Annotated in this window: 23 protein-coding genes; 9 read left to right on the forward strand and 14 right to left on the reverse strand. The window is 73.5% G+C overall.

Annotated elements, in window-relative coordinates; translation table 11 throughout:
* Window position 1: 1 nt before the first annotated feature.
* The 9 genes from ACWGH1_RS04335 to ACWGH1_RS04375 all read right to left on the reverse strand — a co-directional run bounded on the left by ACWGH1_RS04335 (window position 2) and on the right by ACWGH1_RS04375 (window position 10,394).
* Window positions 2–712, reverse strand: a complete 711-nt coding sequence (locus ACWGH1_RS04335; RefSeq protein ID WP_453352936.1) for a GntR family transcriptional regulator — start codon at window positions 710–712, stop codon at window positions 2–4.
* Between the two features lie 40 nt (window positions 713–752).
* Window positions 753–1,697: an ornithine cyclodeaminase family protein gene (locus ACWGH1_RS04340; RefSeq protein WP_453352935.1), complete on the reverse strand. Its 945-nt coding sequence runs from the start codon at window positions 1,695–1,697 to the stop codon at window positions 753–755.
* Window positions 1,694–2,740 (reverse strand): proline racemase family protein, encoded by a 1,047-nt coding sequence (locus ACWGH1_RS04345; protein WP_453352934.1) that lies wholly within the window; start codon window positions 2,738–2,740, stop codon window positions 1,694–1,696. The genes ACWGH1_RS04340 and ACWGH1_RS04345 overlap by 4 nt, the downstream gene beginning before the upstream one ends.
* Window positions 2,737–3,741 carry a proline racemase family protein gene (locus ACWGH1_RS04350; RefSeq protein WP_453352933.1) on the reverse strand — a complete coding sequence of 335 codons (1,005 nt, stop codon included), beginning with the start codon at window positions 3,739–3,741 and terminating at the stop codon, window positions 2,737–2,739. The genes ACWGH1_RS04345 and ACWGH1_RS04350 overlap by 4 nt, the downstream gene beginning before the upstream one ends.
* A gap of 17 nt (window positions 3,742–3,758) precedes the next feature.
* Entirely contained in the window at window positions 3,759–4,682 is a 924-nt protein-coding gene (locus ACWGH1_RS04355) for a dihydrodipicolinate synthase family protein (protein ID WP_453352932.1), read from the reverse strand.
* 85 nt (window positions 4,683–4,767) lie between these two features.
* A complete protein-coding gene (locus ACWGH1_RS04360) occupies window positions 4,768–6,183 on the reverse strand; it encodes an FAD/NAD(P)-dependent oxidoreductase (RefSeq protein ID WP_453352931.1) in 1,416 nt (471 codons plus the stop codon).
* A complete protein-coding gene (locus tag ACWGH1_RS04365) occupies window positions 6,164–6,478 on the reverse strand; it encodes a (2Fe-2S)-binding protein (protein WP_453352930.1) in 315 nt (104 codons plus the stop codon). Before ACWGH1_RS04365 ends, ACWGH1_RS04360 begins: the two co-directional genes overlap by 20 nt.
* A gap of 216 nt (window positions 6,479–6,694) precedes the next feature.
* Entirely contained in the window at window positions 6,695–7,864 is a 1,170-nt protein-coding gene (locus tag ACWGH1_RS04370; protein ID WP_453408409.1) for an NAD(P)/FAD-dependent oxidoreductase, read from the reverse strand.
* Between the two features lie 115 nt (window positions 7,865–7,979).
* On the reverse strand, window positions 7,980–10,394 hold the full coding sequence (locus ACWGH1_RS04375; protein WP_453356623.1) for a collagenase: 2,415 nt from the start codon (window positions 10,392–10,394) through the stop codon (window positions 7,980–7,982).
* Window positions 10,395–10,586: 192 nt separating this feature from the next.
* Here ACWGH1_RS04375 and ACWGH1_RS04380 point away from each other — a divergent pair, with 192 nt between their 5' ends.
* Entirely contained in the window at window positions 10,587–11,957 is a 1,371-nt protein-coding gene (locus tag ACWGH1_RS04380) for an aminopeptidase P family protein (RefSeq protein WP_453408410.1), read from the forward strand.
* A gap of 34 nt (window positions 11,958–11,991) precedes the next feature.
* Here the strand turns inward: ACWGH1_RS04380 and ACWGH1_RS04385 are convergent, their stop codons facing one another.
* Window positions 11,992–12,246 carry a hypothetical protein gene (locus tag ACWGH1_RS04385; protein WP_453353562.1) on the reverse strand — a complete coding sequence of 85 codons (255 nt, stop codon included), beginning with the start codon at window positions 12,244–12,246 and terminating at the stop codon, window positions 11,992–11,994.
* 362 nt (window positions 12,247–12,608) lie between these two features.
* On the opposite strand from ACWGH1_RS04385, the gene ACWGH1_RS04390 reads away from it, so the two are divergent.
* The 5 genes from ACWGH1_RS04390 to ACWGH1_RS04410 all read left to right on the forward strand — a co-directional run bounded on the left by ACWGH1_RS04390 (window position 12,609) and on the right by ACWGH1_RS04410 (window position 15,500).
* On the forward strand, window positions 12,609–12,911 hold the full coding sequence (locus tag ACWGH1_RS04390; RefSeq protein ID WP_453408411.1) for a hypothetical protein: 303 nt from the start codon (window positions 12,609–12,611) through the stop codon (window positions 12,909–12,911).
* Window positions 12,904–13,764, forward strand: a complete 861-nt coding sequence (locus ACWGH1_RS04395) for a hypothetical protein (RefSeq protein ID WP_453353560.1) — start codon at window positions 12,904–12,906, stop codon at window positions 13,762–13,764. Before ACWGH1_RS04390 ends, ACWGH1_RS04395 begins: the two co-directional genes overlap by 8 nt.
* A 166-nt stretch (window positions 13,765–13,930) precedes the next feature.
* Window positions 13,931–14,185, forward strand: coding sequence for a hypothetical protein (locus ACWGH1_RS04400; RefSeq protein WP_453353559.1), 255 nt, complete (start codon window positions 13,931–13,933; stop codon window positions 14,183–14,185).
* A 2-nt stretch (window positions 14,186–14,187) separates the two neighbouring features.
* The gene (locus ACWGH1_RS04405) at window positions 14,188–14,475 is read left to right on the forward strand and encodes a hypothetical protein (protein WP_453353558.1); all 288 of its coding nucleotides are present in this window, start codon (window positions 14,188–14,190) and stop codon (window positions 14,473–14,475) included.
* A gap of 164 nt (window positions 14,476–14,639) precedes the next feature.
* Window positions 14,640–15,500 (forward strand): helix-turn-helix domain-containing protein, encoded by an 861-nt coding sequence (locus tag ACWGH1_RS04410; RefSeq protein WP_453353557.1) that lies wholly within the window; start codon window positions 14,640–14,642, stop codon window positions 15,498–15,500.
* A 26-nt stretch (window positions 15,501–15,526) separates the two neighbouring features.
* On the opposite strand, the gene ACWGH1_RS04415 is transcribed toward ACWGH1_RS04410, so the two are convergent.
* The 3 genes from ACWGH1_RS04415 to ACWGH1_RS04425 form a co-directional block, all read right to left on the reverse strand.
* Window positions 15,527–15,832 (reverse strand): hypothetical protein, encoded by a 306-nt coding sequence (locus tag ACWGH1_RS04415; RefSeq protein WP_453353556.1) that lies wholly within the window; start codon window positions 15,830–15,832, stop codon window positions 15,527–15,529.
* Window positions 15,833–15,932: 100 nt separating this feature from the next.
* Window positions 15,933–16,331 (reverse strand): RidA family protein, encoded by a 399-nt coding sequence (locus ACWGH1_RS04420; protein WP_453353555.1) that lies wholly within the window; start codon window positions 16,329–16,331, stop codon window positions 15,933–15,935.
* Window positions 16,328–17,452 (reverse strand): acyl-CoA dehydrogenase family protein, encoded by a 1,125-nt coding sequence (locus tag ACWGH1_RS04425; RefSeq protein WP_453353554.1) that lies wholly within the window; start codon window positions 17,450–17,452, stop codon window positions 16,328–16,330. Before ACWGH1_RS04425 ends, ACWGH1_RS04420 begins: the two co-directional genes overlap by 4 nt.
* Before the next feature lie 98 nt (window positions 17,453–17,550).
* On the opposite strand from ACWGH1_RS04425, the gene ACWGH1_RS04430 reads away from it, so the two are divergent.
* From ACWGH1_RS04430 to ACWGH1_RS04440, 3 genes are read left to right on the forward strand one after another with little or no spacing between them, the layout of a single operon-like run.
* Window positions 17,551–19,170, forward strand: a complete 1,620-nt coding sequence (locus tag ACWGH1_RS04430) for an AMP-binding protein (protein WP_453353553.1) — start codon at window positions 17,551–17,553, stop codon at window positions 19,168–19,170.
* Window positions 19,171–19,174: 4 nt separating this feature from the next.
* Window positions 19,175–19,978, forward strand: a complete 804-nt coding sequence (locus ACWGH1_RS04435) for a PaaX family transcriptional regulator (RefSeq protein WP_453353552.1) — start codon at window positions 19,175–19,177, stop codon at window positions 19,976–19,978.
* 52 nt (window positions 19,979–20,030) lie between these two features.
* Window positions 20,031–20,870: a GNAT family N-acetyltransferase gene (locus tag ACWGH1_RS04440; protein ID WP_453353551.1), complete on the forward strand. Its 840-nt coding sequence runs from the start codon at window positions 20,031–20,033 to the stop codon at window positions 20,868–20,870.
* A gap of 13 nt (window positions 20,871–20,883) precedes the next feature.
* Here ACWGH1_RS04440 and ACWGH1_RS04445 read toward each other — a convergent pair whose 3' ends face one another.
* The gene (locus tag ACWGH1_RS04445; RefSeq protein ID WP_453353550.1) at window positions 20,884–23,133 is read right to left on the reverse strand and encodes a bifunctional salicylyl-CoA 5-hydroxylase/oxidoreductase; all 2,250 of its coding nucleotides are present in this window, start codon (window positions 23,131–23,133) and stop codon (window positions 20,884–20,886) included.
* Window positions 23,134–23,137 lie beyond the last annotated feature (4 nt).

A 23,137-nucleotide genomic window follows, 5' to 3' on the forward strand; every position in this document is an offset into this window, starting at 1 on the left:
ATCAGACGCCGGATCCCAGACCGCCGGACGGGCGGCCGACCGGCTCGTCGCGGCCCTGCGCCCACAAGGAGCGGACGTGCCCGAGGTGGCGGACCATGCAGGCCTCGGCCGCCGCGGCGTCGCCGCTGATCATCAGGTCGAGCAGCTCGATGTGCTCCTCCGCCGAGGAGACCAGCTTGCCGGCCTCGTCCAGGCCGGTCAGGCCGTAGAGCCGGGAGCGCTTGCGCAGGTCGCCCACCGTCTCCACGAGCCGGTCGTTCCCCGAGAGCGCCAACAGGCTGAGGTGGAAGCGGCGGTCCGCCTCCAGGTAGCCGATCAGATTGTGCTCGCGGGCGCTGCTGACGATCTCCTCCGCGACGGGACGCAGGGCCTCCAGCTGCTCCGGGGTCGCGAGTTCGGTGATCCGGCCGATGGTCGGCACCTCGATCATCGTGCGCAGTTCTGTGTACTGGTCCAGATCCCGCTCGCTGACCTCGGTGATCCGGAAACCCTTGTTGCGGACGGGCTCGACCAGCCCCTCGCGGGCGAGGTCGAGCATGGCCTCGCGCACCGGGGTGGCCGACACGCCGAGTTCGGCCGCCAGGCCGGGGGCCGAGTAGACGCTCCCGGGGCGCAGTTCACCCGCGATCAGGGCTGCTCGGAGGGCGTGACCGACCTGGTCACGGAGCCGTTCCTGGGCCTTGATGAGGCTGTGCTGCTTCAGGTCACCCATTGCTGTTCCTCCGAGGATCGCAGGGGAACAGCGTACAATGTCACGTTGCTTCGCCGGCCCCCACCGTCCGGTACAGGGCGACCGCCACGGCCAGATCCTCCCAGGCCATGCCCACGCTCTTGAAGAGCCGCGGACCGCTTTGCCGGCCCGGCGCCGGATGGCGGCCGGCGACGAGGTCGGCGAGGGTGCCCGCGATGTGACCGGGGCGGACCGCGCCCTCCGCCTCCGGGATCAGCAGGTCGCCCGCCTCCCGCAGGGCCGCCGCGCGCGACTCCACGTACACGGCCGACCGGCGCACCAGCGCGGTGTCGGTCTCCCGGGCGTCCGGCTCGTGCGAGCCCACCGCCACGACCGTCGCACCGTGACGGACGAGCCGCCCGTCGAACAGCGGCGTACGGGCCGTGGTACAGCAGAGCACCAGGTCGGCGCCCGACACGTCCTCGGGCGTACCGGTCCGGGCGGCGAGCCCCAGGGCCCGGGCGTGCGCGACGAGCCGCCCGGCCCGGTCCGGCGTCCGGGCGACGACGGTGACCCGCGCCAACTCCAGCTCCGCGCGCACGGCTTCGAGGTGCCCGTACGCCTGCGGGCCGGCCCCGAACAGGACCAGCGTCAGCGGGTGGTCCCGGGGCGCGAGGTGGCGCAGGGCCAGCGCCGACACCGCCGGGGTGCGCAGCGCGGTCAGTGCCGCGCCGTCGAGCAGGGCCAGCGGGCGCAGGGTGGGGCCGTCCAGGAGGAGGTACGAGCCGGTGATCCGGGGCAGTCCGAGCGCGGCGTTGCCCGGCGCGACCCCGGCGATCTTCACCCCGGCGTACGCACCGGCCGCGGCCGGCATCAGCAGCAGCTCCCCGCCGGGCACCGGTACGGCGCTGCGCTGCGGGCAGGCCTCCGGGTCCAGCCCGGCGCGCAGCACTCCGGCCAGGGCGTCGGCGGCTGCGGCCGGGGTGAGCAGCCCGGCCGTGTCCTCGGCGGAGAACTGGGCGATCACAGCAGGAACCCGGCGCCGAGCGGGTCGTACGGATCGACGGTGAAGGCGTGCTCGCCGGTCCGGTAGGCCGTCCCGGTGACCTCCGTGACCGGGTCGTCCGCGCCGCCGCCGGGTACCACCCGGCCGGTGAACACCGTGCCGATGACCGACTCGTGCAGCAGGTCCTCCCCTTCCCCCAGCCGTCCGTCCTGCGCGAGCAGGGCGAGCCGCGCGGAGGTCCCGGAGCCGCAGGGCGAGCGGTCGGTCTGCCCGTCGGCGAAGACCGTGACGTTGCGCTGGTGCGGCCCGAAGGGGGTGTCGGGCAGTTCCTCGTACAGGATCACCCCGTACACCCCCGAGAGCAGCGGCCCGCCGGGGTGCCAGGTGCCCGGGTGCGTCGCCAGCGCCGCCCGGATCTCCTGCCCGGCGCGCACCAGCGAGGGCAGGGCGGCCGTGGAGACGTCCAGCCCGAGGTCCCGGGCCGCGACCGAGGCATAACAGGCCCCGGCGTGTGCGATGTCCGCCTCCGCCAGGCCCAGGGTGGTCGCCACCGGCACCTTGCGGGCGCCGACCCGGGCGGGGACGTTGCGGAACGTCACCCCGGTGGTGCGGCCGCCGGAGCGGTGCACGGTGGCGGTGACCCGCCCGGACGGCACGTCGATGCGGACCTGCGCGCTGCCGTCGTCCGGGGCCGGGACCCGGCCGCAGTCCACGGCCCAGGCGCCGAGGGCCATGGTGCCGTGGCCGCAGGCGGTGGAGTAGCCGTCCTTGTGCCAGAACAGCACCCCGAAGTGGGCCCCGTCGTCGTCCGGCGGCACGACGAACCCGCCGTACATGCCGGCGTGCCCGCGCGGTTCCTGCACGAGGAGGCGCCGTACGTCGTCCAGTGCGCCGCGGCGGGGGGCCGTGGCCGAGCCTCCGGGGCCGATGGCGGTGGCGCAGCGCTCCGCGACGGTGTCCCCGGGTACGGCGGGCAGCCCTTCGGCGGCGGTGTCGACGATGCGGAAGGGCTCGCCGGCCGCGTGGTAGTCGGTGGTGCGGACGGTGGCGGGGGCGGCGCTCACAGCAGGAACCCTCCGGGGAACGGGTCGGCGGGGTCGAGGAAGTACTGGGCGGTGCCGGTGATCCAGGCCCGCCCCGTGACGGTCGGGATCACCGCGGGGAGGCCGCCCACCGTGGTCTCCCGCACGAGCCGGCCGGTGAACTCGGTGCCGATGAAGGACTCGTTGACGAAGTCGGCGCCGAGCGACAGCAGCCCCCGGGCGTGCAGCTGGGCCATCCGCGCGCTGGTCCCCGTACCGCAGGGCGAGCGGTCGAACCAGCCGGGGTGGATGGCCATGGCGTGCCGGGAGCGGCGGGCGTCCGAGCCGGGAGCGGCCAGGTAGACGTGCTTGACCCCGGCGATCGAAGGGTCCTCGGGGTGGACGGGCCGGTCGCCGGAGGCGTTGACGGCGTCCATGACGGCGAGTCCGGCCGCGAGCAGGTCGGCCTTGCGGGCCCGCTCGAAGGGCAGCCCGAGGGCGTCGAGTTCGACGAAGGCGTAGAAGTTGCCGCCGTAGGCGAGGTCGTAGGTCACCGTGCCGAACCCGGGCACTTCGGCCTTCAGGTCGAGTCCGGCGCAGAAGGAGGCGACGTTGGTGAGGGTGACGGCGGTGGCCGCGCCGTCCTCCACCCGGACGTCCACGCTCACCAGCCCCGCCGGGGTGTCGAGCCGGACGGTGGTGACCGGTTCGACGGCCGGGACCATGCCGGTCTCGACCAGCACGGTGGCCACCCCGATGGTGCCGTGCCCGCACATGGGCAGCAGGCCCGACACCTCGATGTAGAGCACGCCGAAGTCGGCGTCGGGGCGGGTGGGCGGCTGGAGGACGGCGCCGCTCATCGCGGAGTGGCCGCGCGGTTCGTACATGAGCAGGGTCCGGACGTGGTCCAGGTGCTCCATGAAGTAGAGCCGTTTGTCGGCCATGGTGGCGCCGGGGACGACCCCGACTCCCCCGGTGATCACCCGGGTCGGCATGCCCTCGGTGTGCGAATCCACCGCGTGGTAGATGTGGCGCGTGCGCATGGGTCCCCCAACAGGTGCTAGTTGAGGCCCTCGGCGAGGGCCTTCTCGGTGGCGGCGCGGACGGCCGCCTCGGTCTCGCCGGTGAGCGGGAAGCGCGGCGGGCGGGTGGCGCCGCCGGGGCGGCCGGCCAGGTCCATGGAGAGCTTGATGGCCTGCACGAACTCGGTCTTGGAGTCCCAGCGCAGCAGCGAGTGCAGGGACTTGTAGAGCGGCAGCGCGGTCGCGAGGTCGCCCGCGACGGCGGCCCGGTACAGGGTGGCGCAGGACCGCGGGAGGGCGTTGGGGTAGCCGGCGATCCAGCCGACGGCGCCCGCGAGGGCGAGCTCCAGGAGCACGTCGTCGGCGCCGATCAGCAGGTCCAGGCCCGGGGCGAGTTCGGCGATCTCGTAGGCCCGGCGGACGTCTCCGCTGAACTCCTTGACGGCGACGATGCTGCCGTCCCCGTGCAGCCGGGACAGCAGCGCGGGTGTCAGGTCCACTTTGGTGTCGATGGGGTTGTTGTACGCGACGACGGGCAGACCGGCCCCGGCCACCTCGGCGTAGTGGGCGCGGACGGCGGCCTCGTCGGCGCGGAACGCGTTCGGGGGCAGCAGCAGGACGGATCCGGCACCGGCCTCGGCGGCCTGCTCGGCCCAGCGGCGGGCTTCCGCGCTGCCGTAGGCGGCGACCCCGGGCATGACGCGGGCGCCGTCGCCGGCCGCCTCGACGGCGGTGCGCACGACACGGGCGCGCTCCTCGTCCGTCAGGGTCTGGTACTCGCCGAGGGAGCCGTTGGGGACGACGCCGTCGCAGCCGTTGTCGATCAGCCAGGCCACGTGCTCGGCGTAGGCGTCGTAGTCGACGCCGAGGTCCTCGCGCAGGGGCAGCGCGGTGGCGACCATGATGCCGTGCCAGGGGCGGGTGCGGGGCACGGTGGGCGCGGGGGTGTGCGCGTGGGTCATGTGGACTCCCTAGGGTGATGTGTGACATTTTACTAAGCGACGCAAGGTGGCCACAAGGGTCCGGACCTGCCGGATCCGGATCAGATCAGAAGGTGTCCGGCGGCAGTTCGGCCAGCCGGCCCAGTGGGACGGGACAGGACAGCGGCCGCCGGTCGGGGGCCGCACCCGCGGCGGAAGCGGTCTCGCCCGCCAGGGCGGCGACGGCGGGGCCGCACATCCGGCCCTGGCACCAGCCCATGCCGGCCCGGGTGAGCAGTTTGACGGTGCGGGCGTCGCGCGCACCGAGGTCCCGGACGGCCTCGCGGATCCGGCCCGCCGGGACCTCCTCGCAGCGGCACACGTCGGTGTCCTCGCGCAGCCAGCCGGGCCATCCTGCGCCGGGGCGGTGCGCGGCGGCCATCGCCCCGGCGAATGCGCGCAGCCGCGCGCGGCGGCGAACCAGCGCGGCGGGCGCGGGCCGGCCGGCCAGGTCGAAGGCGGCCAGTTCCCCCTCGATCAGGGCCAGTCGGGCGCCGCCGATGCCGCCGGTCTCACCCGCGGACCAGATCCCTGGGACGGAGGTGCGCTGCCGCGCGTCCAGCTCCAGGGCGACGGTCCCGTCCGCCCCGGGCCGGGTGGCGCAGCCCAGGGCGGTCGCCAGCTCCAGCTGGGGCACGAGCCCGTGGCCGACGGCGAGGGCGTCGCACGGGATCCGGCGTTCCGTGCCGGGCAGCGGCCGCCAGTCGCCGTCGAGGCGGGCCACGGTGACGGCCTCGACCCGGCCCCGGCCGTGGGCTTCGGTGACGGCGCGCCGGGTCAGGAGGCGGACGCCGTGGCGCAGCAGCGCGCCGCCGTACACGGCGCCCTCCGCGAGCTTGCCGGGGTTGCGCAGCAGGGCGGGCAGCCGCCCGGCGTACGCGGTGTACGAGGCGGCTTCGACCACGGCCGGGACGGTGGCTCCGGCCGCCGCGAGCGAGCCGGCCACGGCGAGCAGCAGCGGCCCGCTCCCGGCGACGACCACCCGCTTGCCCGGCAGCACCAGGCCGCCCTTGAGCATGGCCTGGGCCCCGCCGGCCCCGACGATCCCGGGCAGGGTCCAGCCGGGGAAGGGGAGTTGCCGCTCGTAGGCGCCGGTGGCCAGCAGCACGGCACGGGCCCGGACCGTGACGGACCGCTCCTCGGGGCCCGCGACGCCGTGCAGGGTCCAGCGGTTCCCGGCCGGCACCACCGTCCAGACGTGGTGGACCGGCAGGTACGTGATCCGGCCGGCCGACTCGTGGGCGCGCAGGGCGGCTTCGCGGGAGGCGAAGGCGGCCCACCCGTGGTGCAGGGCTTCGGGGCGGGCGGCCCCGAGGCCCGGTGCGGGGTGGCGGTAGAACTGCCCGCCGGGCCGCTCCCCCGCGTCGAGGAGGACGACCCGCAGGCCGAGGCCGGCGGCCGTGACGGCGGCGGCGAGCCCGGCGGGCCCGGCGCCGACGACGGCGAGGTCGTACTCCGCGCGGTCAGACGGCGAGGTCGGCACGGCCGGTCCCTTCCTGGGTGGTGACGCAGTCCCCGGGGCGGGCGGGGACGAGGCAGGCGCGCTGGTTCGGGCGGCCGTTGACGGTGACGAGGCAGTCGTAGCAGCTGCCGATCCCGCAGAACGCCCCGCGGGGGGCGCCGCCTTCCCGGGTGGTCCGCCAGGCGAGGATCCCGGCGCCCCACAGCACGGCGGCGATGCTCTGCCCCGCCTGCGCGGTGAGCTCGCGCCCGTCGAAGCGGAGCACGTACGAGGCGGTGGGGGCTCCGCCGACGAGGGTGCGGGGGGTCTGGCTCATCGTCCGTTCTCCTTCACGTGCGCGTGCGGTCGGTCGACCCGGTTCCAGCCCGGTGGGGGCACCTCCCAGCGGTAGCCGGGGGAGTTCGAGGCGCGGGCGTCCGGGGGCAGCGGCGCCGCACCCGGGCGGGGTCCGGGGCGGAGCTCCGGTGAACGGGAGAAGGGCGGGGCGGGGAGACCTGCACCGCGCAGCGGCAGTCGGCCGGCCTGGACCGGGTCATCGGGAGTCCGGCCGGACGGACGGGCCGAAGCGGTCCGGGCGGAACGCCCCCAGCGGCAGCGGGGGTTCCGCGCCGGTCAGGGCGGCCGCGATCAGGACCCCGGTGGCCGGGGCCAGGCCGATGCCCGCGCCCTCGTGCCCGCACGCGTGCAGCAGGCCGGGCACCCGGGGGTCGGGGCCGATGGCGGGGAGGTGGTCGGGGAGGTAGGGGCGGAATCCGTGGTAGGTGCGCAGCACCCGTACGTCGGCCAGCACCGGGAACAGCGCGGCCGCCTGGGACGCGAGCCGGCGCAGGGCGTCGACGGACAGGGCGCGGTCGAAGCCGACCCGCTCCCGGGTGGCCCCGATGAGCACCGGGCCCGAGGGGGTGCCCTCGACCACCGCCGAGGACTGGAGGGCGGCGGATCCGCTGGCCACGTCCGCGATGTAGTCGGCGGCGTAGACCTTGTGCCGGACCACCCTCGGCAGCGGCTCGGTCACCAGGACGAAGCCGCGGCGCGGGAGCACCGGCAGGACGGTCCCGGCGAGTTCCGCGATCCGGCCGCCCCAGGTGCCGGCGGCGTTGACGACGGCGGGGGCGAGGAGTTCCCGGGTGCGGGTCCGCACTCCCCGGACCGTCCCGCGCTCCACCACCAGCGCCGTCACCTCCTCGTGGAGGTGGACCAGGGCCCCCGCCGCGGCCGCCGCCGCCAGGAGCCGGGCCGCCGCCTGGGCGGGCTGGACCTGGGCGTCCTGGGGGTAGTGGAAGCCGCCCGCGAGTCCCGGTGCCAGATGCGGCTCCAGCTCGCGCAGGTCGTCCGCGCCCGCCTCGACGGCGGTGACGCCCGCGGCGCGCTGGCCTTCCGCGAAGCTCCGCAGCGCCTTGAGCGAAGCCTCGTCCGGGGCGACGACCAGGCCGCCCTTGTCCTCGTACTCCATCTCCGCTGGCAGGAGGACGGCGAGTTCGCGCCACAGGCCCGCCGACAGCAGGGCCAGGTCGAGTTCGGGTCCGGCTTCCTTGTCGGAGACGAGCAGGTTGCCCTCGCCCGCGCCGGTCGTGCCGCCGGCCACGCCGCCGCGGTCGACGACGGCCACGCGCAGTCCCGCGCGGGTGGCGTAGTACGCGCACGCGGCTCCGACGACACCGGCGCCGACGATGACGGCGTCCAGGCTGCTTCTCTTGGGCACGGCAGTAATATGTCACATTCTTTATCGGGTGCCTAGGGTCGCCCGGGGCTCGCCGGGGTCGCCCCCCGGACCGGTCCCCTCCCCCGCTGCGGCGGGGACCGGTCCGGGGCCGCGGTCAGCTGCGCAGCGGGCCCTCGCAGCTGTAACTGGACGTCCCCGCGACGTGGTTGGTCCAGATCTCCACGGGGCTGAAGGAGCAGTTCATGTCGGCGAGGTTGTTGGAGGCCGGGGCCGACCGGTCGAGGATGAAGTAGTCCACCGTCTCGGACATGTCCTTGAAGTTCTGGTCGTCGTTGCGCCAGTTCTTCAGGTTGGCGGTGATCCGGCCGGTACAGGTGAACCGGCGCTTGCCGGGGTCGCCGTTCTCCACGCAGTCCGGGGTGTTGTACGTGGCCGTGGCGAACGAGGACTTCACGTTCGCCAGCGTGGAGTCGCGCAGCCGGTCGTTGGCGGTGAAGCTGGTGTTCGGCACGTACAGCTGGTCGACCTTGGCGATCTGGGCGTCCAGGAACTTGTCGTAGTCGCGCTGGAGGTAGGTGTCCGCGCCCATCCGGTGGCGCCAGGCGTCGTATCCGGCTACGTCGTTCGCGCGCAGGTGGGCGTACATCTCGCGGAGCAGGGTGGGCTTCTCGGTCCAGAGGAACTCGAAGAACGTGCCGGCGTAGTTGTAGAAGCGGAACCCGTCGCCGTCGTAGGTGGCGTTGAGCAGTTGCTCGACCGACATCCGGGGGCCGCCGCCCGCGGTGTCGGCGATGACGCCCTTCACCAGGGACTTGCGGACGGCGATCCCGTTGTCCCGGGTGGCGCCGTCGAAGAACTCGGCGGTGCCTTCGTCCATGGCGGTGGTGCGGTCGCCCTCGTACCAGGGGCCTTCGCCGAAGAAGCCGGGAACGGCGAACCGGCCGTTGAGGTAGTGCGTGTACTCGTGGCGGAAGAGCTCTTCGAGGGTGAGGGAGGAGTCCTGCGGGACCCGGCGCTGGTAGGTGTAGAACGTGGCGCCGTTCTCGATGTACATGCCTCCGTTGTTGGTGCCGTAGCCGTTCAGCATCGTCTGGTAGGTGACGTAGTCGGCGCGGGAGGCGTACAGCACGATGTTCAGCGTGGTGTTGGGGTCGCCGGCGAGCGGCTGGTCGGTGCCCAGGACCCGGTGGAACTGCGTCTTGACCTGCTTGCTCGCGTAGTAGAGCTGGTCGACGGTGGCCCGGTCGAGGGCGGTGCGTACCTTGATGCCGCCGTTGTCGTAGGTGTAGGTGTTGGGGAAGAGCATCTTCTCGATGTCCTCCTTGCACACCCCGTACGGCTTGCAGGCCTCGTAGGTGTTCAGCCAGGAGACGATTTTCGCCCACTGCTCGCTGCCGGTGCCCCACCCGGTCTTGACCGGCCCGAGGAGGGTGCCGAGGTCGGCGACGACCTGGTCCTTGAGGCCGTCTATCTGACCGAAGCGGCCGTACTCGCCGAGCGCGTCGCGGGCCGCCCAGGCGTTGGCGCCGTCCTTGAGGTGGGTGTAGCCGGCGAAGGCCTTGAAGTTCGCCCGGTAGGACGGGTCGGCGGACACCGCCGCGTGGAAGGCGCTGTCCTCGTTGCCCGGGTACACGCCGAGGTAGTTGATGGTGAGGGCCGCGAGGACGGCGCCGCCCCAGGAGGCGTCCTGGTTGGTCGCGGGGTGTGAGGCGTCCAGGGTGGCCAGCACCTTGGTGATGAGGCCGAGCTGGTACTGGCGCAGGCCGGGGCCGGTCGCGTAGAGGGCCTCGCGCAGCGTCCGGGCGTTGGCGGGCGTGGCGTCGAAGGTGTGGGCGGCATTGCCGAAGTCGGCGATCGCCCTGCGCATCGCGTCCACGGTCTGGGCGTCGGTGAGGTCGATCTCGTCGCGCGAGAAGTCGTGGTACACGGCGGCGTGCAGGAAGGTGAACATCTCCTCCAGGTGGGAGGAGTTACGGCCGTCGTGGGCGGCGGCCAGGCCGGATATCCGGCGGGAGACGGCCTGGACGTGGGCGTCGTCCATGACGGGCGCCAGGCGGGCGTCCCAGTTCCAGATCAGGCCGCGCAGGCAGCCGTCCGCGAGGACGGCCGGATCGGCGAGGAAGTCGGCGAACTGCTCGGGCGACAGCCCCTTGATCCCGTCGAGGGTGCAGGGCACGTTGACGGCCAGGCCCCGGGTGGTGGGTGCGCTCTGGGCGGCCGGGGGCTTTCCGCTCGGGTCCGTCCGCTGCGCGGAGGCGGTGGCACCCGCGGCCGGTGCGGCGCCGGGAACCTTGCCGTCGGATATCGCCCGGCCGCCGGGGGCCGGGGCCGGTGCGGCGGTGGTGGAGGACAGGGCGTCGGCGCGGTGCTCGACCTCGTCGAACGGGTTCGGCGCGATGGCGCCGGGGGCTCCGCCGGTGGCGGCGGCCGCCGAGCCGGAGGCGAAGGTGGCGGGTACCGGGGCACCCGCCCCTGCCGCGTGGGTCACGGCCTGGCCGGCGGAGGCGAGGAGCGTGACGGCGACGGCGGCGGAGAGGAAGGACGAACGCACGACTCTGTGCTGGGACACCAAGGACTCCTGTGGGGAAGGAAGGGCGAGGACATGCGCAGTGCATGAGGTGCGCGGTGCGGGAAGTGCCCTGCTTCACGCGGCGTTTGACGGGGATTAACGCGGCGCGGTGTGAGCTGTAACATAGTAATGTGAAATTGCACTGACAACCCCCGTGCGCCCACCAGTTCGCTTCTCTCTCAGGGAGCCCCTGTGACCGACGCCTCCGCCCGCCTCCACACAGGCAGCCACGACCTGCCCGTTTCCCGGGAGCTGTCCCGTTTCATGGCGGGCGGCTGGGCCCCTTCGCCGCTGCCCGGCTCGACCAGGACTCCGGCGTACGACGTCACTCCCGCCCGGCGGACCCGGCTCTCGGCGCTCTTCCCGGGCGAGCGGCTGATCGTCCCGGCCGGTGAGCTCAAGGTCCGCTCCAACGACTGCGACCACCGCTTCCGGCCGCACAGCGCGTACGCCTGGCTGACGGGCCTGACCGGCGAGGACCAGGTGGGTCACGTCCTGGTACTGGAGCCTGCGGGCCCGCACGGGCACGAGGCGGTGCTCTACCTGCGCCCGCGCTCGCCGCGCACCGGCGGCAACGAGGAGTTCTACCGGGACCGCCGGTACGGGGAGTTCTGGGTCGGCCGCCGCGCCGACCTGGCCGAGGCGGAGCGCCTGACGGGCATCCGCTGCGCACACCTGGACTCGCTCGGTTCACCGACCGGCCGAGACGCCTCCTCGGACGGTGAACTGGCCACGGCCCTGTCCGAGTTGCGCCTGGTGAAGGACGCCTGGGAGGTGGACCAGCTGCAACTGGCGGTGGACCACACGGCCGCCGGGTTCGAGGACGTCGTACGGGCCCTGCCGCGCGCGCTGGAACACCCGCGCGGCGAGCGCCGGCTCGAAGGGGTCTTCGGCCTGCGCGCCCGGGCGGAGGGCAACGGGACCGGGTACGACACCATCGCCGCCTCGGGTGCGCACGCCTGCGTACTGCACTGGATCCGCAACGACGGCCGGCTGGACCGCAAGGATCTCCTGCTGCTGGACGCGGGAGTGGAGACCGACACCCTGTACACGGCGGACATCACCCGCACCCTCCCGCTGTCGGGGCGGTTCTCCCCCGTCCAGCGGCAGGTGTACGAACTGGTCCTGGCCGCCCAGGAGGCGGGCATGGCGGCGCTGCGGCCGGGCGCCAGCTTCCGGGACTTCCACCGGGCGGGCATGCGGGTGATCGCGGAGGGGCTCGCGGAGTGGGGCGTGCTGAAAGACGCGGAGGGCGACCTGCACCGGCGCTACACGCTGTGCAGCAGCGGCCACATGCTGGGGCTCGACGTCCACGACTGCGCGCGGGCGCGGGCGCGCACCTACCTGGACGGCGTGCTGGAGGAGGGCCAGGTCCTCACCGTGGAGCCGGGCCTCTACCTCCAGCCCGACGACGAGACGCTGCCCGCGGAACTGCGCGGCATCGGGGTCCGCATCGAGGACGACCTCGTCATCACGGCGACGGGCGCCCGACTGATGTCGGGCGCCCTGCCGCGCACGGTCAGCGGCATCGAGGAGTGGATGGGCGCCCTGCTGGAAGGGTGAGCCCGCCGGCCGGTTCCCGCCGCAGGGACCGCCGCTAGAGTCCGCCGGGCGCGGCGCCGCATTCCGCGCACGGGGTGGGACGGGCCGGCTGGGCGACGGCCGGCGCTCCTTCCGCCCGGGGTTTCAGCGCCGGTTCCCGGCTGGACAGGACGTGCTTGAAACGTTGCTGGCGGCGCAGCTCACGGACGTCCATCGCGTGCATGCGGCCCACCCCGGACGAAGTCCAGGCGGCGCATCCCGTGCCCAGTACGGCACAGATCAGCGCGATTCTCAGGAGGGTGTCTGGCACAACAGCGGGTCCTCTCCGGTGATTGGTGACAAGGGCATGTGTCATGGGCCCTCTCGTACCTCGACATAACGCAGTGGCATATGCGGGGTTGCGCAGCGTCAGCCGATTGCATCCAGGGGAGGGAAGAGCGCCGGCCGCGGACGGAGCGGCCCCGGGGCGCGTGAGCGGGCACGCGCGCCCCGCTACGGCGCAGTATGCGCCGTCGGCCGGTGCGTTCCGTGCGGTCGCCGCCGCCGCGGTCCGCCGCCGGCCGTTCCGCACGGCCGAGAAATGATTAAACGCAATGGTCAAATGACGTTTACCAGGCTCGCCATCACCTGGATGGACCACACCCTCCCCGCCGCCGGGAGCGTTTATGGACTATGACAAATGCAAAGCACTCGGCAATGTTTCCGCAGCGCACGGAATGCGTCGGCGACGACCTCGGCACCCGGGCCACGAGGGCGGGCAAATGGACGTACACGGCCTGGACCCCTGAAAAGGGCGCGACCCTGCACCAGGAGGGACAGCAGGTGGATCTCCACTACTCGTCCTCGATCTTCGAGGACTTCCTGGAGACGATGAACCGGCTCCAGGCCGACTTCGGCCGGCGGTCGTCGGACGCGGGGCCCGGGCCGTCCGGGATCTCCACCGACGAGCGTCCGGGGAAGACCTCCTGTGTTTGAGCACTACGACGGGAACGGCTCCCACCACCCGCAGCCGGACACCTCCGCATTCTGGCCGGCTCCGGACCTGGAGCAACACCCCGCTCACCAGGAGCAGTTCCTCGGGCCGGGCGAAATGAACGCCCCGTGGGATCCGGCGGAGGAACTGGCCCAGCTCCTCCAGGAGGCCGGCCGGCCGAGACCGGCGAAGACGTTCGACCCGTTCGGCTTCGACGAAGCCGGCGATCCGGGCGCTCCCACCGGCCTGCTGGCCGATCCGCCACCGGTGACCGGCGAACGGCCGCCGCCCATCCGCCACGGGCACCGCAGGACGCCGTCGACGACATCGGTGGTGACCCTGCTCAGAACGGGGAGCTTTTTCACCGCCCTGCTGGTCGCCGTCATCGCGGCCGTGGTGAGCACCTTCAGCGGTCTGGCCATCTGCGAGGCCCTGCGGCTGAGCGCCGGCCCGCGCACGGCGAGCGACGTCGTCAGCTGGTGGCCGCTGCTGATCTACGGGCCCTGGCTGGTCGCCTCGCTGTCCATCCTCCGGGCCGCCCTACATCAACGCCGCGCCGTTCATTCATGGTCCATCGTCCTGTTGTTCTCCACCCTTGCCACGCTCCTGTGCGTGGCCCAGGCGTCCGGCACCTTCGCGGCGCAGGCGGCGGCCACGCTCCCGCCCATCGCAGCGCTGGCCTGCTTCCAGCAACTCGTACGCCAGATCACCCTCACCCGGCCGCCGCGCCAAGCCGCCCCGCGACACCGCCAGCGCCCGCTCTCGCTGCTGCGACCGCCGGCCGCCGGGCCCGCCCCGGACCCCGTACTGCCGAACTACCCGCTGCAGCGCGGTCGGGCGTGGCCGGCTTCGTGAACACGTGCGTCCCTCCCAGACTGAACGAGTGTGATCTTGCAACACAGGAACGAAGATCCAAACCCATAAGTCACGGGCTTCACACGGTCTCAGCCCTACGGGTAAGCCCCGCACCCCCGCACGTCTGCCGAAGGTCTCCCGAGGTCTCCCGCGAGAGGACACGATCATGCCCCACGAACCCACCCACGCCGAGCGGCTCCGGTACAAGCGGAGCCAGGACGCCGCCTACGAACTCGGCGAGGAAGCCGTCACGAACCTCCAGGCCGCCCTCGCGCTCGCCGGCCTGACCCTGCCTTCGCTCTGCAACGACGGGCCGGTGGGCTGCCGCGGCTTCGTGCGGCTCGGAGGCTGCAGCGCGGCCGTCGCCAACCGGCTCGCCGAGGTCATCGCCGCCGGCGCGCACGCGCTGCAAGACCTGTGAGCGTGCCGCCGGAAGGGCTCGACCCCTACCGGTTCCCGGGAATGCGCGGTCTGCCGGACGACGAGGCGGGCGAACACCCGTGGCTCCGGCTCCCGTACCCGCGGCCCACGTCCCCGGTCCGGCCATCGCCGGGATTCCTCAGCCCATCGCGCCGCCTCGACCTACAGGCTTGCCTGACCGTCGCGGGCATCACCCTCGTCGCGGAAGACCTGCACGCGATCGAAGCAATTGCCGGTCTCGACGAGACCACTTACGCGGCCGTCCGGCGATGGATCAGCAGCGCCCAGTGACACCCTCTCCCCCTGCCGTTCGAGCCGCATTAGTCCGAACTGATGATGCTGGGCGCGCGGATGCCCCGCGTGTCGGATCGGGTATGCACAATGCGTTTTGCCGATATCGGCCGTGGGGTGAGGTGACCTCTGCGTGATGTTCCTGAGCTGGAGGTACACCGCCCATGGCGGCCAACGGAAATCCCACGGTCAGAAGGCGCCGTCTGGGCGCGGAGCTTCGCCAGCTGCGCAAGGCCACGGGCATGACGTCCCTCCAGGCGGCGAAACACCTTATGGTGTCCCAGCCCAAGATCAGCCTCATCGAGACCGGACGCCGCCCGATCAACCCGCGTGACGTACGCGACCTGTGCCGGATCTACGGCATCACGGACCAGCCGTTCGTCGACTCGCTGATGCGCATGGCGAGGGAGTCGGGCCGCCAGGGCTGGTGGGTTTCCTGCGGGGACGTTCCGTACGGGGTCTACATCGGACTGGAGACGGAGGCCTCGTCCATCCACTCCTACGAACCCCTGGTGGTCCCCGGTCTCCTGCAGACTCCCCGCTACGCGGCCGCGGTCATCGCCGAGACGGTCCCGTGCCCCACGGCCGAGCAAGCCGCCATCAGCCTCGACGTTCGGCTGCGGCGCCAGCACCGCGTGCACCACCCGGCCCGGTCATTCCGTTTATGGACCATCCTGGACGAGTCCGTACTGCACCGGACCGTCGGCAACCGCGACGTCATGCGCGCACAACTGGAGCACCTGAACTCCCTGGGCGCGGAGCGCCACATCACGGTGCAGGTCCTTCCCCACAGCGCCGGGGCCCACCCCGGCGTCTTAGGGCAGTTCTCCATCCTCACGTATCCCGAATCGGACACGGGCGTCGTCTACCTGGAACGCTTCACCAGCGACCTGTACCTGGAGAAGCACGCCGACCGGCACCCGTACCAGGTCATGTACGACCACCTCCAGGCGCAGGCGCTCAACCCCGACGCCACGCGGCAGTTCGTCAACGACATGATCAGGGCGTACAGCAGGGCCCGTTGACACGGTCAGCGGGCCCTGCCCCGGCGTCACCAGTTATCGCCGTCACCGCCGTGGTGGTTCCGGCCGGACCCGTTGTCGTCCCATCCGGCGTTCTTCCAGCCGCCGTTGTTCCAGTGGCTCTGGGAGTCGTGGTTCCGGTTGCCGTTGCTCCGGTTGCCGTTGTCGTGGTGGTCGTTCCCGCACCGGTCGCGCCCGCCGTCCCCCCGCCACTGGTCGGAGCCGTGCTGGTGGTGTTGCGGGAGGGTCGCGGCGAACGCGCCGCTCACCGGCATCAGGCCGAGCGTTACTCCGGCGGCCCCTGCCACGACCGCAGCGATGATCCCACGGCGCATAATGATGCACCTCCGAGCATTGACGATGTTCTGGATGAAAAGGTCATTTCAACCCTCTCTCCTCTCCCCGCCGCTGTCAAAGGCGCCCGCGACGCGGGAGTCAGTCCAGGACGGCGATGCCGTCGAGTTCGACCAGGGCCTGTTCGTCCCACAGCCTGACGGCGCCGATCACCGCCATCGCCGGATAGTCGCGGCCCGCCAGGGCCCGCCAGATGCGGCCGAGTTCCGGGGCGTGCCGGCGGTACGCCTCCACGTCCACCGGATACACCGTCACACGGGCCAGCCGCTCGGGGCTCCCGCCCGCCGCCGCGAGCGCCGTGAGCAGGTTGGACAGCGCACGCTCGAACTGTTCCGGCAGGGTGTCCCCCACCACCTTGCCGGAGCCGTCCAGCGCGGTCTGGCCGGCCAGGAACACCAGCCGGGAGCCGGTCGCGGCGACGGCGTGCGAGAAGCCGGCCGGCGGGGCGAGGTCCGCCGGATTGACACGTTCCAGGCTCATCGCGCCGCCACCTCCCGGTAGAGCTCCTTGGCGATGATCGTGCGCTGGACCTCACTGGCCCCCTCGTAGATGCGCGGGGCACGGACCTCCCGGTACAGGTGTTCCAGCAGGTGGCCCCGCTGGAGGGCGATCGCGCCGTGCAGCTGGACCGCGTGGTCCACCACGTACTGGGCCGTCTCCGTCGCCAGGAGCTTCGCCATGGCCGCCCGTCGCGGCACCTCGGGGGATCCGCTGTCGTAGGCCCCGGCGGCCGCGTAGACCAGCAGCCGGGCGGCCTCGGTCCGCGTCGCCATCTCCGCCACCCGGTGCGCCACCGCCTGGAGGTCCGCCAGGACCCCGCCGAAGGCGGCGCGGCCCGCCGTGTGGGCGAGCGTCGCGTCCAGTGCGGCCCGGGCCATGCCCACGGCGAAGGCTCCGACGCTGGGCCGGAACAGGTTGAGGGTGTCCATCGCGACGCGGAACCCGCACCCCGGCTCGCCGAGCACGTCCTCGGGGCCGGCCGGCACCCCGTCGAAGGAGAGCGAGCCGATGGGGTGCGGCGAGAGCATGTCCAGCGCCTCGCCCGTCAGGCCCGGCCGGTCGGCGGGGACGAGGAACGCGGTGATGCCCTTGGCCCCCGGCCCCTCACCCGTACGGGCGAACACGGTGTAGAAATCCGCCTCGGGGGCGTTGGAAATCCACCGCTTCTCCCCCGTGAGCCGCCAGCCCTGGCCGTCCCGCCGCGCCGACAGGGCCAGCGCCGCCGCGTCCGAACCGGCGCCGGGCTCGCTGAGGGCGAACGCTGCCACCAGCCGGCCCGTCCGGACGCCCGGCAGCCACCGCTCCCGCTGCGCCGGGCTTCCGGCCCGCAGCACCGGGTACCCGCCCAGCCCCTGGAGGGCCAGCGCCGTCTCGGCCTCCGTGCAGCCGTACGCCAGCGACTCCCGCAGCAGGCACAGCTCCAGCGCGCCCGCGGCGAACACCCGCTCCAGCAGGCCCTCTTCCCCGAGCGCGGCCAGCAGCGGCCGGTTGACCCGGCCCGGGCCGCCCTTCTCGGCCAGCGGCCGCAGCCGCTGTGCCGACAGGGTGCGCAGCCGCCCGCACCATTCCTCTTCGTCCGCCCCGAGCGCGAATCCGGTCATGCAAACAACCCCGCATCTATCGCGTCCTGTTGACTGCCGTCACCGTCACGATACGCTCGTCCCGCGACCCGCGACCGTCCCGAGGGGGCGAACCAGCCTTGGAGCTCAAGCCTTCCGCGCACGTCGACACCTTTACCCGCGACCGCCTGCCGCCCGGCGGAGCCTGGCCGCGACTGCTGTTCGACCTGCCCGAGCTGGCCTATCCGGACCGGCTGAACTGCGGGGCCGAGCTGCTGGACGCCACCATCGACCGGTTCGGGCCGCACCGCCCCGCCTTCCGGGGCGGCGGCGGCGAGGTGTGGTCGTACGGGGAGCTGCGCGAGCGCGTCGACCGGCTCGCCCACGTCCTCACCGCCGAGCTCGGCGTCGTCCCCGGCAACCGGGTGCTGCTGCGCGGGCCGACCAGCCCGTGGCTGGCGGCCTGCTGGCTCGCGGTGCTGAAGGCGGGGGCGGTGGCGGTCACCGTACTGGCCCGGCAGCGCGCCCAGGAGCTGGCCACGGTGTGCGCGATGGCCGAGGTGCGCCACGCCCTGTGCCACGTGGACGTGCTGGACGACCTGGTCAAGGCCGAGGTGCCGGGGCTGCGGATCACTCCGTACGGCGGGGCGGCCCCCGACGACCTCCTCCGCCTCGCCGCAGGGCACGCGGAACCGTTTCCCGCCGTCGCGACCTCAGCCGACGACGTGGCCCTGATCGCCTTCACCTCCGGCACCACCGGCCGCCCCAAGGGCTGCCTGCACTTCCACCGGGACCTGCTCGCCGTGGCCGACACCTTCTCGCGCCACGTGCTGCGCCCCCGCCCCGACGACGTGTTCGCGGGCAGTCCGCCGCTCGGCTTCACCTTCGGGCTCGGCGGTCTGGTGGTCTTCCCGCTGCGCGCCGGCGCCTCCGCGCTGCTGCTGGAGCAGGCGGCGCCGCGGCAGCTGCTGCCGGCCCTCGCCGAACACCGGGTGACCGTCCTGTTCACGGCGCCCACCGCCTACCGGGCGATGCTGGACACCCTGGGTCCGTACGACGCCGGCGCCTACGACCTCGGCGCGCTGCGGCGCTGCGTCTCGGCGGGCGAGAACCTGCCGGCCGCCACCTGGCAGGCCTGGTACGAGCGCACCGGGCTGCGCATCATCAACGGCATCGGGGCCACCGAACTGCTGCACATCTTCATCTCGGCCGCCGACGAGGACATCCGGCCGGGCACCACGGGCCGGGCGGTGCCGGGCTGGGAAGCCCGCGTCGTGGATCCGGCGGGGCGGCCCGTGCCGGACGGGGAGCCGGGGCTGCTGGCCGTCCGGGGGCCGGTGGGCTGCCGCTACCTGGCCGATCCGCGGCAGGCGGAGTACGTACGGGAGGGCTGGAACCTGACCGGGGACACGTACGTACGCGACGCGGACGGCTACTTCCGGTACGTCGCCCGCGCCGACGACATGATCATCTCCTCGGGGTACAACATCTCCGGCCCGGAGGTCGAGGAGACGCTGCTGCGCCACCCGGACGTGGCGGAGGCCGCGGTGGTCGGGCGCCCGGACGAGCGGCGGGGCCAGGTCGTCGTGGCGTACGCCGTCCCGCGGGACGGCGCCACGCTGACGGAGGAGGCGCTGCGGGCCTTCATGCGGACCGAGCTGGCGCCGCACAAGTGCCCGCGCTCCTTCGTCTTCGTCCCGGCGCTCCCGCGGACGCCGACGGGCAAACTCCAACGCTTCCGGCTGCGCGATCTAGAGTGAACCCGTGGCCGAGCAGCACACCCCGCGATCCCTGATCGTCACGTTCTACGGTGCCTACGGGCGGGCCTTCGAGGGCCCGGTCCCGGTGTCCGCGCTGATCCGCCTGCTGGGCGCGGTCGGCGTGGACGCACCCTCCGTCCGCTCGTCGGTGTCCCGGCTGAAGCGGCGCGGCTTCCTGCTGCCCGCACGGGCGGCCGACGGGTCGGCCGGGTACGAGCTGTCCGAGGAGGCCCGGCAGCTGCTGGAGGACGGCGACCGGCGGATCTACGGGTCCCCGCCCCGGCTGTCGCAGGAGTGGCTGCTCGCCGTCTTCTCCGTCCCGGAGCAGGAGCGGCACAAGCGGCACCTGCTGCGTTCCCGGCTGGCCCGGCTGGGCTTCGGCGCGGTGGCGCCGGGCGTCTGGATCGCCCCGGCGCACCTGTACGAGGAGACCGGCCGCACCATGGAGCGGCTGCACCTGACGCCGTACGTGGAGCTGTTCCGCGGCGCCCACCTGGGTTTCGCGCCGACGGCCGAGGCGGTGGCCCGCTGGTGGGACCTGACGGCGCTGGCCAAGCAGCACGAGGAGTTCCTCGACCAGCACGAGCCGGAGCTGCGGGCGCTCCAGTCGGGCCCGGAGCCGACCCCGGAGCAGGCCTACCGGCGCTACCTGCCGGCCCTGGACAGCTGGCGCCGGCTCCCCTACGCCGACCCGGGGCTGCCGCGCGAGCTGCTGCCCGCGGACTGGCCGGGTGACCGCGCGGCGGCCGTCTTCGCGGAACTGCACGCCCGGCTGCGGGACGCCGGGGGCGGGTTCGTGCAGGCGTAGCACCCGAAAAGGGGGGTGCGGGCGCGCCGGGCGGTGGCCAAGATGGTCCGGCATGACGTGGACCTTCAGCTCCGACTTCACCGCCTTCGTGGCCGCCGCCGGCCCGGCCGTCGCATCGCAGCCCGTGGAGAACACCTCCCTCCTCACCGTCATGGATGCCTTGGAGCGGCGCGGCCCGACGGCCTACGGGTCCCACGCCCCTGTGTTCGGCTGGTGGACCGGCGCCGACGGGGGCGTGTCCGGAGCCCTGCTGTGCACCCCGCCGCGCCCGCTGCTGCTGGGCGTGGTGCCGGTCGGGGCTGCGGCGGCACTCGGGGCCGTGCAGGCCGTCGAACCGCTCCTGGCCGGGGTCGAGGGCTACAACGTCCGCCGCCCGGACGCGGCGGTGCTTGCCGGGGCGTGGGGGACGCCGCCGCGGATCGCGGAGGAACACCGGTTGTACCGGCTGGCGGGCCTGCACCCCCCGGTCCCGACGCCGCAGGGCGGGGCCCGGGTCGCCGGCGAGGCGGACCTGCCGCTGCTGGTCGACTGGGTCAACACCTTCAAGCGCCAGGCCGGCGAGCCCGGAAGCGCCTCCGAGGCGGTCCTGCGCCACCGGATCTCGTACGGCGGGATGCTGCTCTGGGAAGACGCGGGGGCGCCCGTGTCGATGGCGGGCTTCTTCCGCCCGATCGGCTCGGTCTCCCGCGTCGGGCCCGTCTACACCCCGCCGGAGCTGCGCGGCCGGGGGTACGCCGCCGGGGCCACCCACGCCGTGAGCGAGGCGGCGTACGCGGCCGGCGCCACGGAGGTGCTGCTCTTCACGGACCTGTCGAACCGCACCAGCAACGGCGTGTACCAGCGCCTCGGCTACACGCCGGTGGAGGACCGCGTCGTGCTGACGGCCGTATGACGCACCCGCACCCCTATCCGCGCCCGGTCGGCGGCTTGCGGCTGCCCGCCCGGTAGGGGGCCGGCCAGGGTGCGGCCGGGACGGTGTAGGACTGGTCGGCGGCGGCGTGCAGGGTCCAGTGCGGGTCGTAGAGGTGCGGGCGGCCCACCGCGCACAGGTCGGCGCGACCGGCCAGCAGCAGGGAGTTCACGTCGTCCCAGGAGGAGATCGCGCCGACGGCGATCACCGGGACGCCCAGGGCGTTGCGGATCCGGTCGGCGTACGGCGTCTGGTAGGAACGCCCGTACTCCGGGGACTCCTCCGCCACCACCTGGCCCGTGGACACGTCGATGGCGTCCGCGCCGTGTGCGGCGAAGGCGGCGGCGATGTGTTCGGCGTCCTCGGGGGTGGTGCCGCCGGGTGCCCAGTCGGTGGCCGAGAGCCGCACGGTCACCGGGCGGTCCTCGGGCCAGGCCTCGCGGACCGCGTCGAAGACCTCCAGCGGGAAGCGGAGCCGGTTCTCCAGGGAGCCGCCGTAGGCGTCGGTGCGCTTGTTGGTGAGCGGGGAGAGGAACCCGGACAGCAGGTAGCCGTGCGCGCAGTGCAGTTCGAGCAGGTCGAAGCCGCAGGCGGCGGCCCGGCCGGCGGCCCGGACGAATTCGGCCCGGATCGCGGCGAGGTCCGCGGTGGTGAGGGCGCGCGGGACGGCGGAGACGCCGGGCCGGTACGGCAGCGCGGACGCGGCCACCACCGGCCAGTTCCCCTCGGGGAGCGGGTCGTCCATGCCCTCCCACATCACCTTGGTCGAACCCTTGCGGCCCGAGTGGCCGAGCTGCACGCCGATCGCGGCTCCGGGCGCGCAGGTGTGCACGAAGTCGGTGATCCGCTGCCAGGCGGCGGCCTGCTCCGCCGTGTACAGGCCCGCGCAGCCGGGGGTGATCCGGCCTTCCGCGCTGACGCACACCATCTCGGTCATGACGAGGCCCGCGCCGCCCAGGGCCCGGGCGCCGAGGTGCACCAGGTGGAAGTCGCCCGGCACGCCCTCCCGCGCCGAGTACATGTCCATCGGTGACACCACGACCCGGTTGCGCAGGGTCAGCCCGCGCAGGGTGAGGGGGGTGAACATCGGCGGGGTCCGCTCGTCGGGGCAGCCGAAGTCGCGTTCCACGGCCCGCGTGAACCGTTCGTCGCGCAGGCGCAGGTTGTCGTGCGTGACCCGGCGGCTGCGCGTGAGCAGGTTGAAGGCGAACTGCCGGGCGGGCTGGTCCACGTACCCGGCGATCTCCTCGAACCAGCGCATGCTGGCGGCCGCGGCCCGCTGGGTGCTGGCGACGGCCGGTCGCCGCGCCGCCTCGTACGCGGCGAGGGCGGCCGGTACGTCCGGCTCGGTGCGGACCGCCTCGGCGAGGGCGAGGGTGTCCTCCACGGCCAGTTTGGTGCCGGATCCGATGGAGAAGTGCGCGGTGTGGGCCGCGTCGCCGAGCAGCACCACGTTGCCATGCGACCAGCGCTCGTTGACGACGGTATGGAACCGCGTCCAGGCCGAGCGGTTGCCGTGCAGCGGCCGCCCGCGCAGGGCCTCACTGAAGATCTTGGCGCAGCGGGCGGCGGACTCGGTCTCGTCGCACAGGTCGAAACCGGCCGCCCGCCACACCTCTTCGCGCATCTCGACGATGACGGTGGAGGCGTCCGCCGCGTACGGGTAGGCGTGCAGCTGCATCACGCCGTGCTCGGTCTCCGCGATCTCGAAGCGGAAGGCGTCGAAGGCGAAGTCGGCGGCCAGCCAGACGTACCGGCAGCGCCCACCGGTGACGGTCGGCGCGAACCGGTCGGCTCCGGCGTCGCGCGTCGCACTGTGTACCCCGTCCGCCGCCACCACCAGGTCGTGGGAGCCGGCCAGGGCGAAGGCGTCGGGTGCTTCGGCGCGGAAGCGGAGCCGGACGCCCAGCCCGGCGCAGCGCTCGTGCAGGATCTCCAGCAGCCGGCGCCGCCCGAGGGCCGCGAAGCCGTGGCCGCCGGAGGTCAGCAGCCGTCCGCGGTGCACGATGTCCACGTCGTCCCAGCGGACGAACTCGGCGCTCAGGGCCGCGTACACCGCGGAGTCGGCCCGCTCGATGCCGCCGAGCGTCTCGTCGGAGAGGACCACGCCGAAGCCGAAGGTGTCGTCCGGCGCGTTGCGTTCCCAGATGTCGACGCTGTGGCCCTGGCGGGCCAGCAGCGCGGCGGCGTACAGCCCGCCCGGTCCGCCGCCGACGACGGCGACCCGCATGGCGTCCGCGGACATGGGG

It is taken from the genome of Streptomyces sp. NPDC054883 (genome assembly GCF_053610645.1).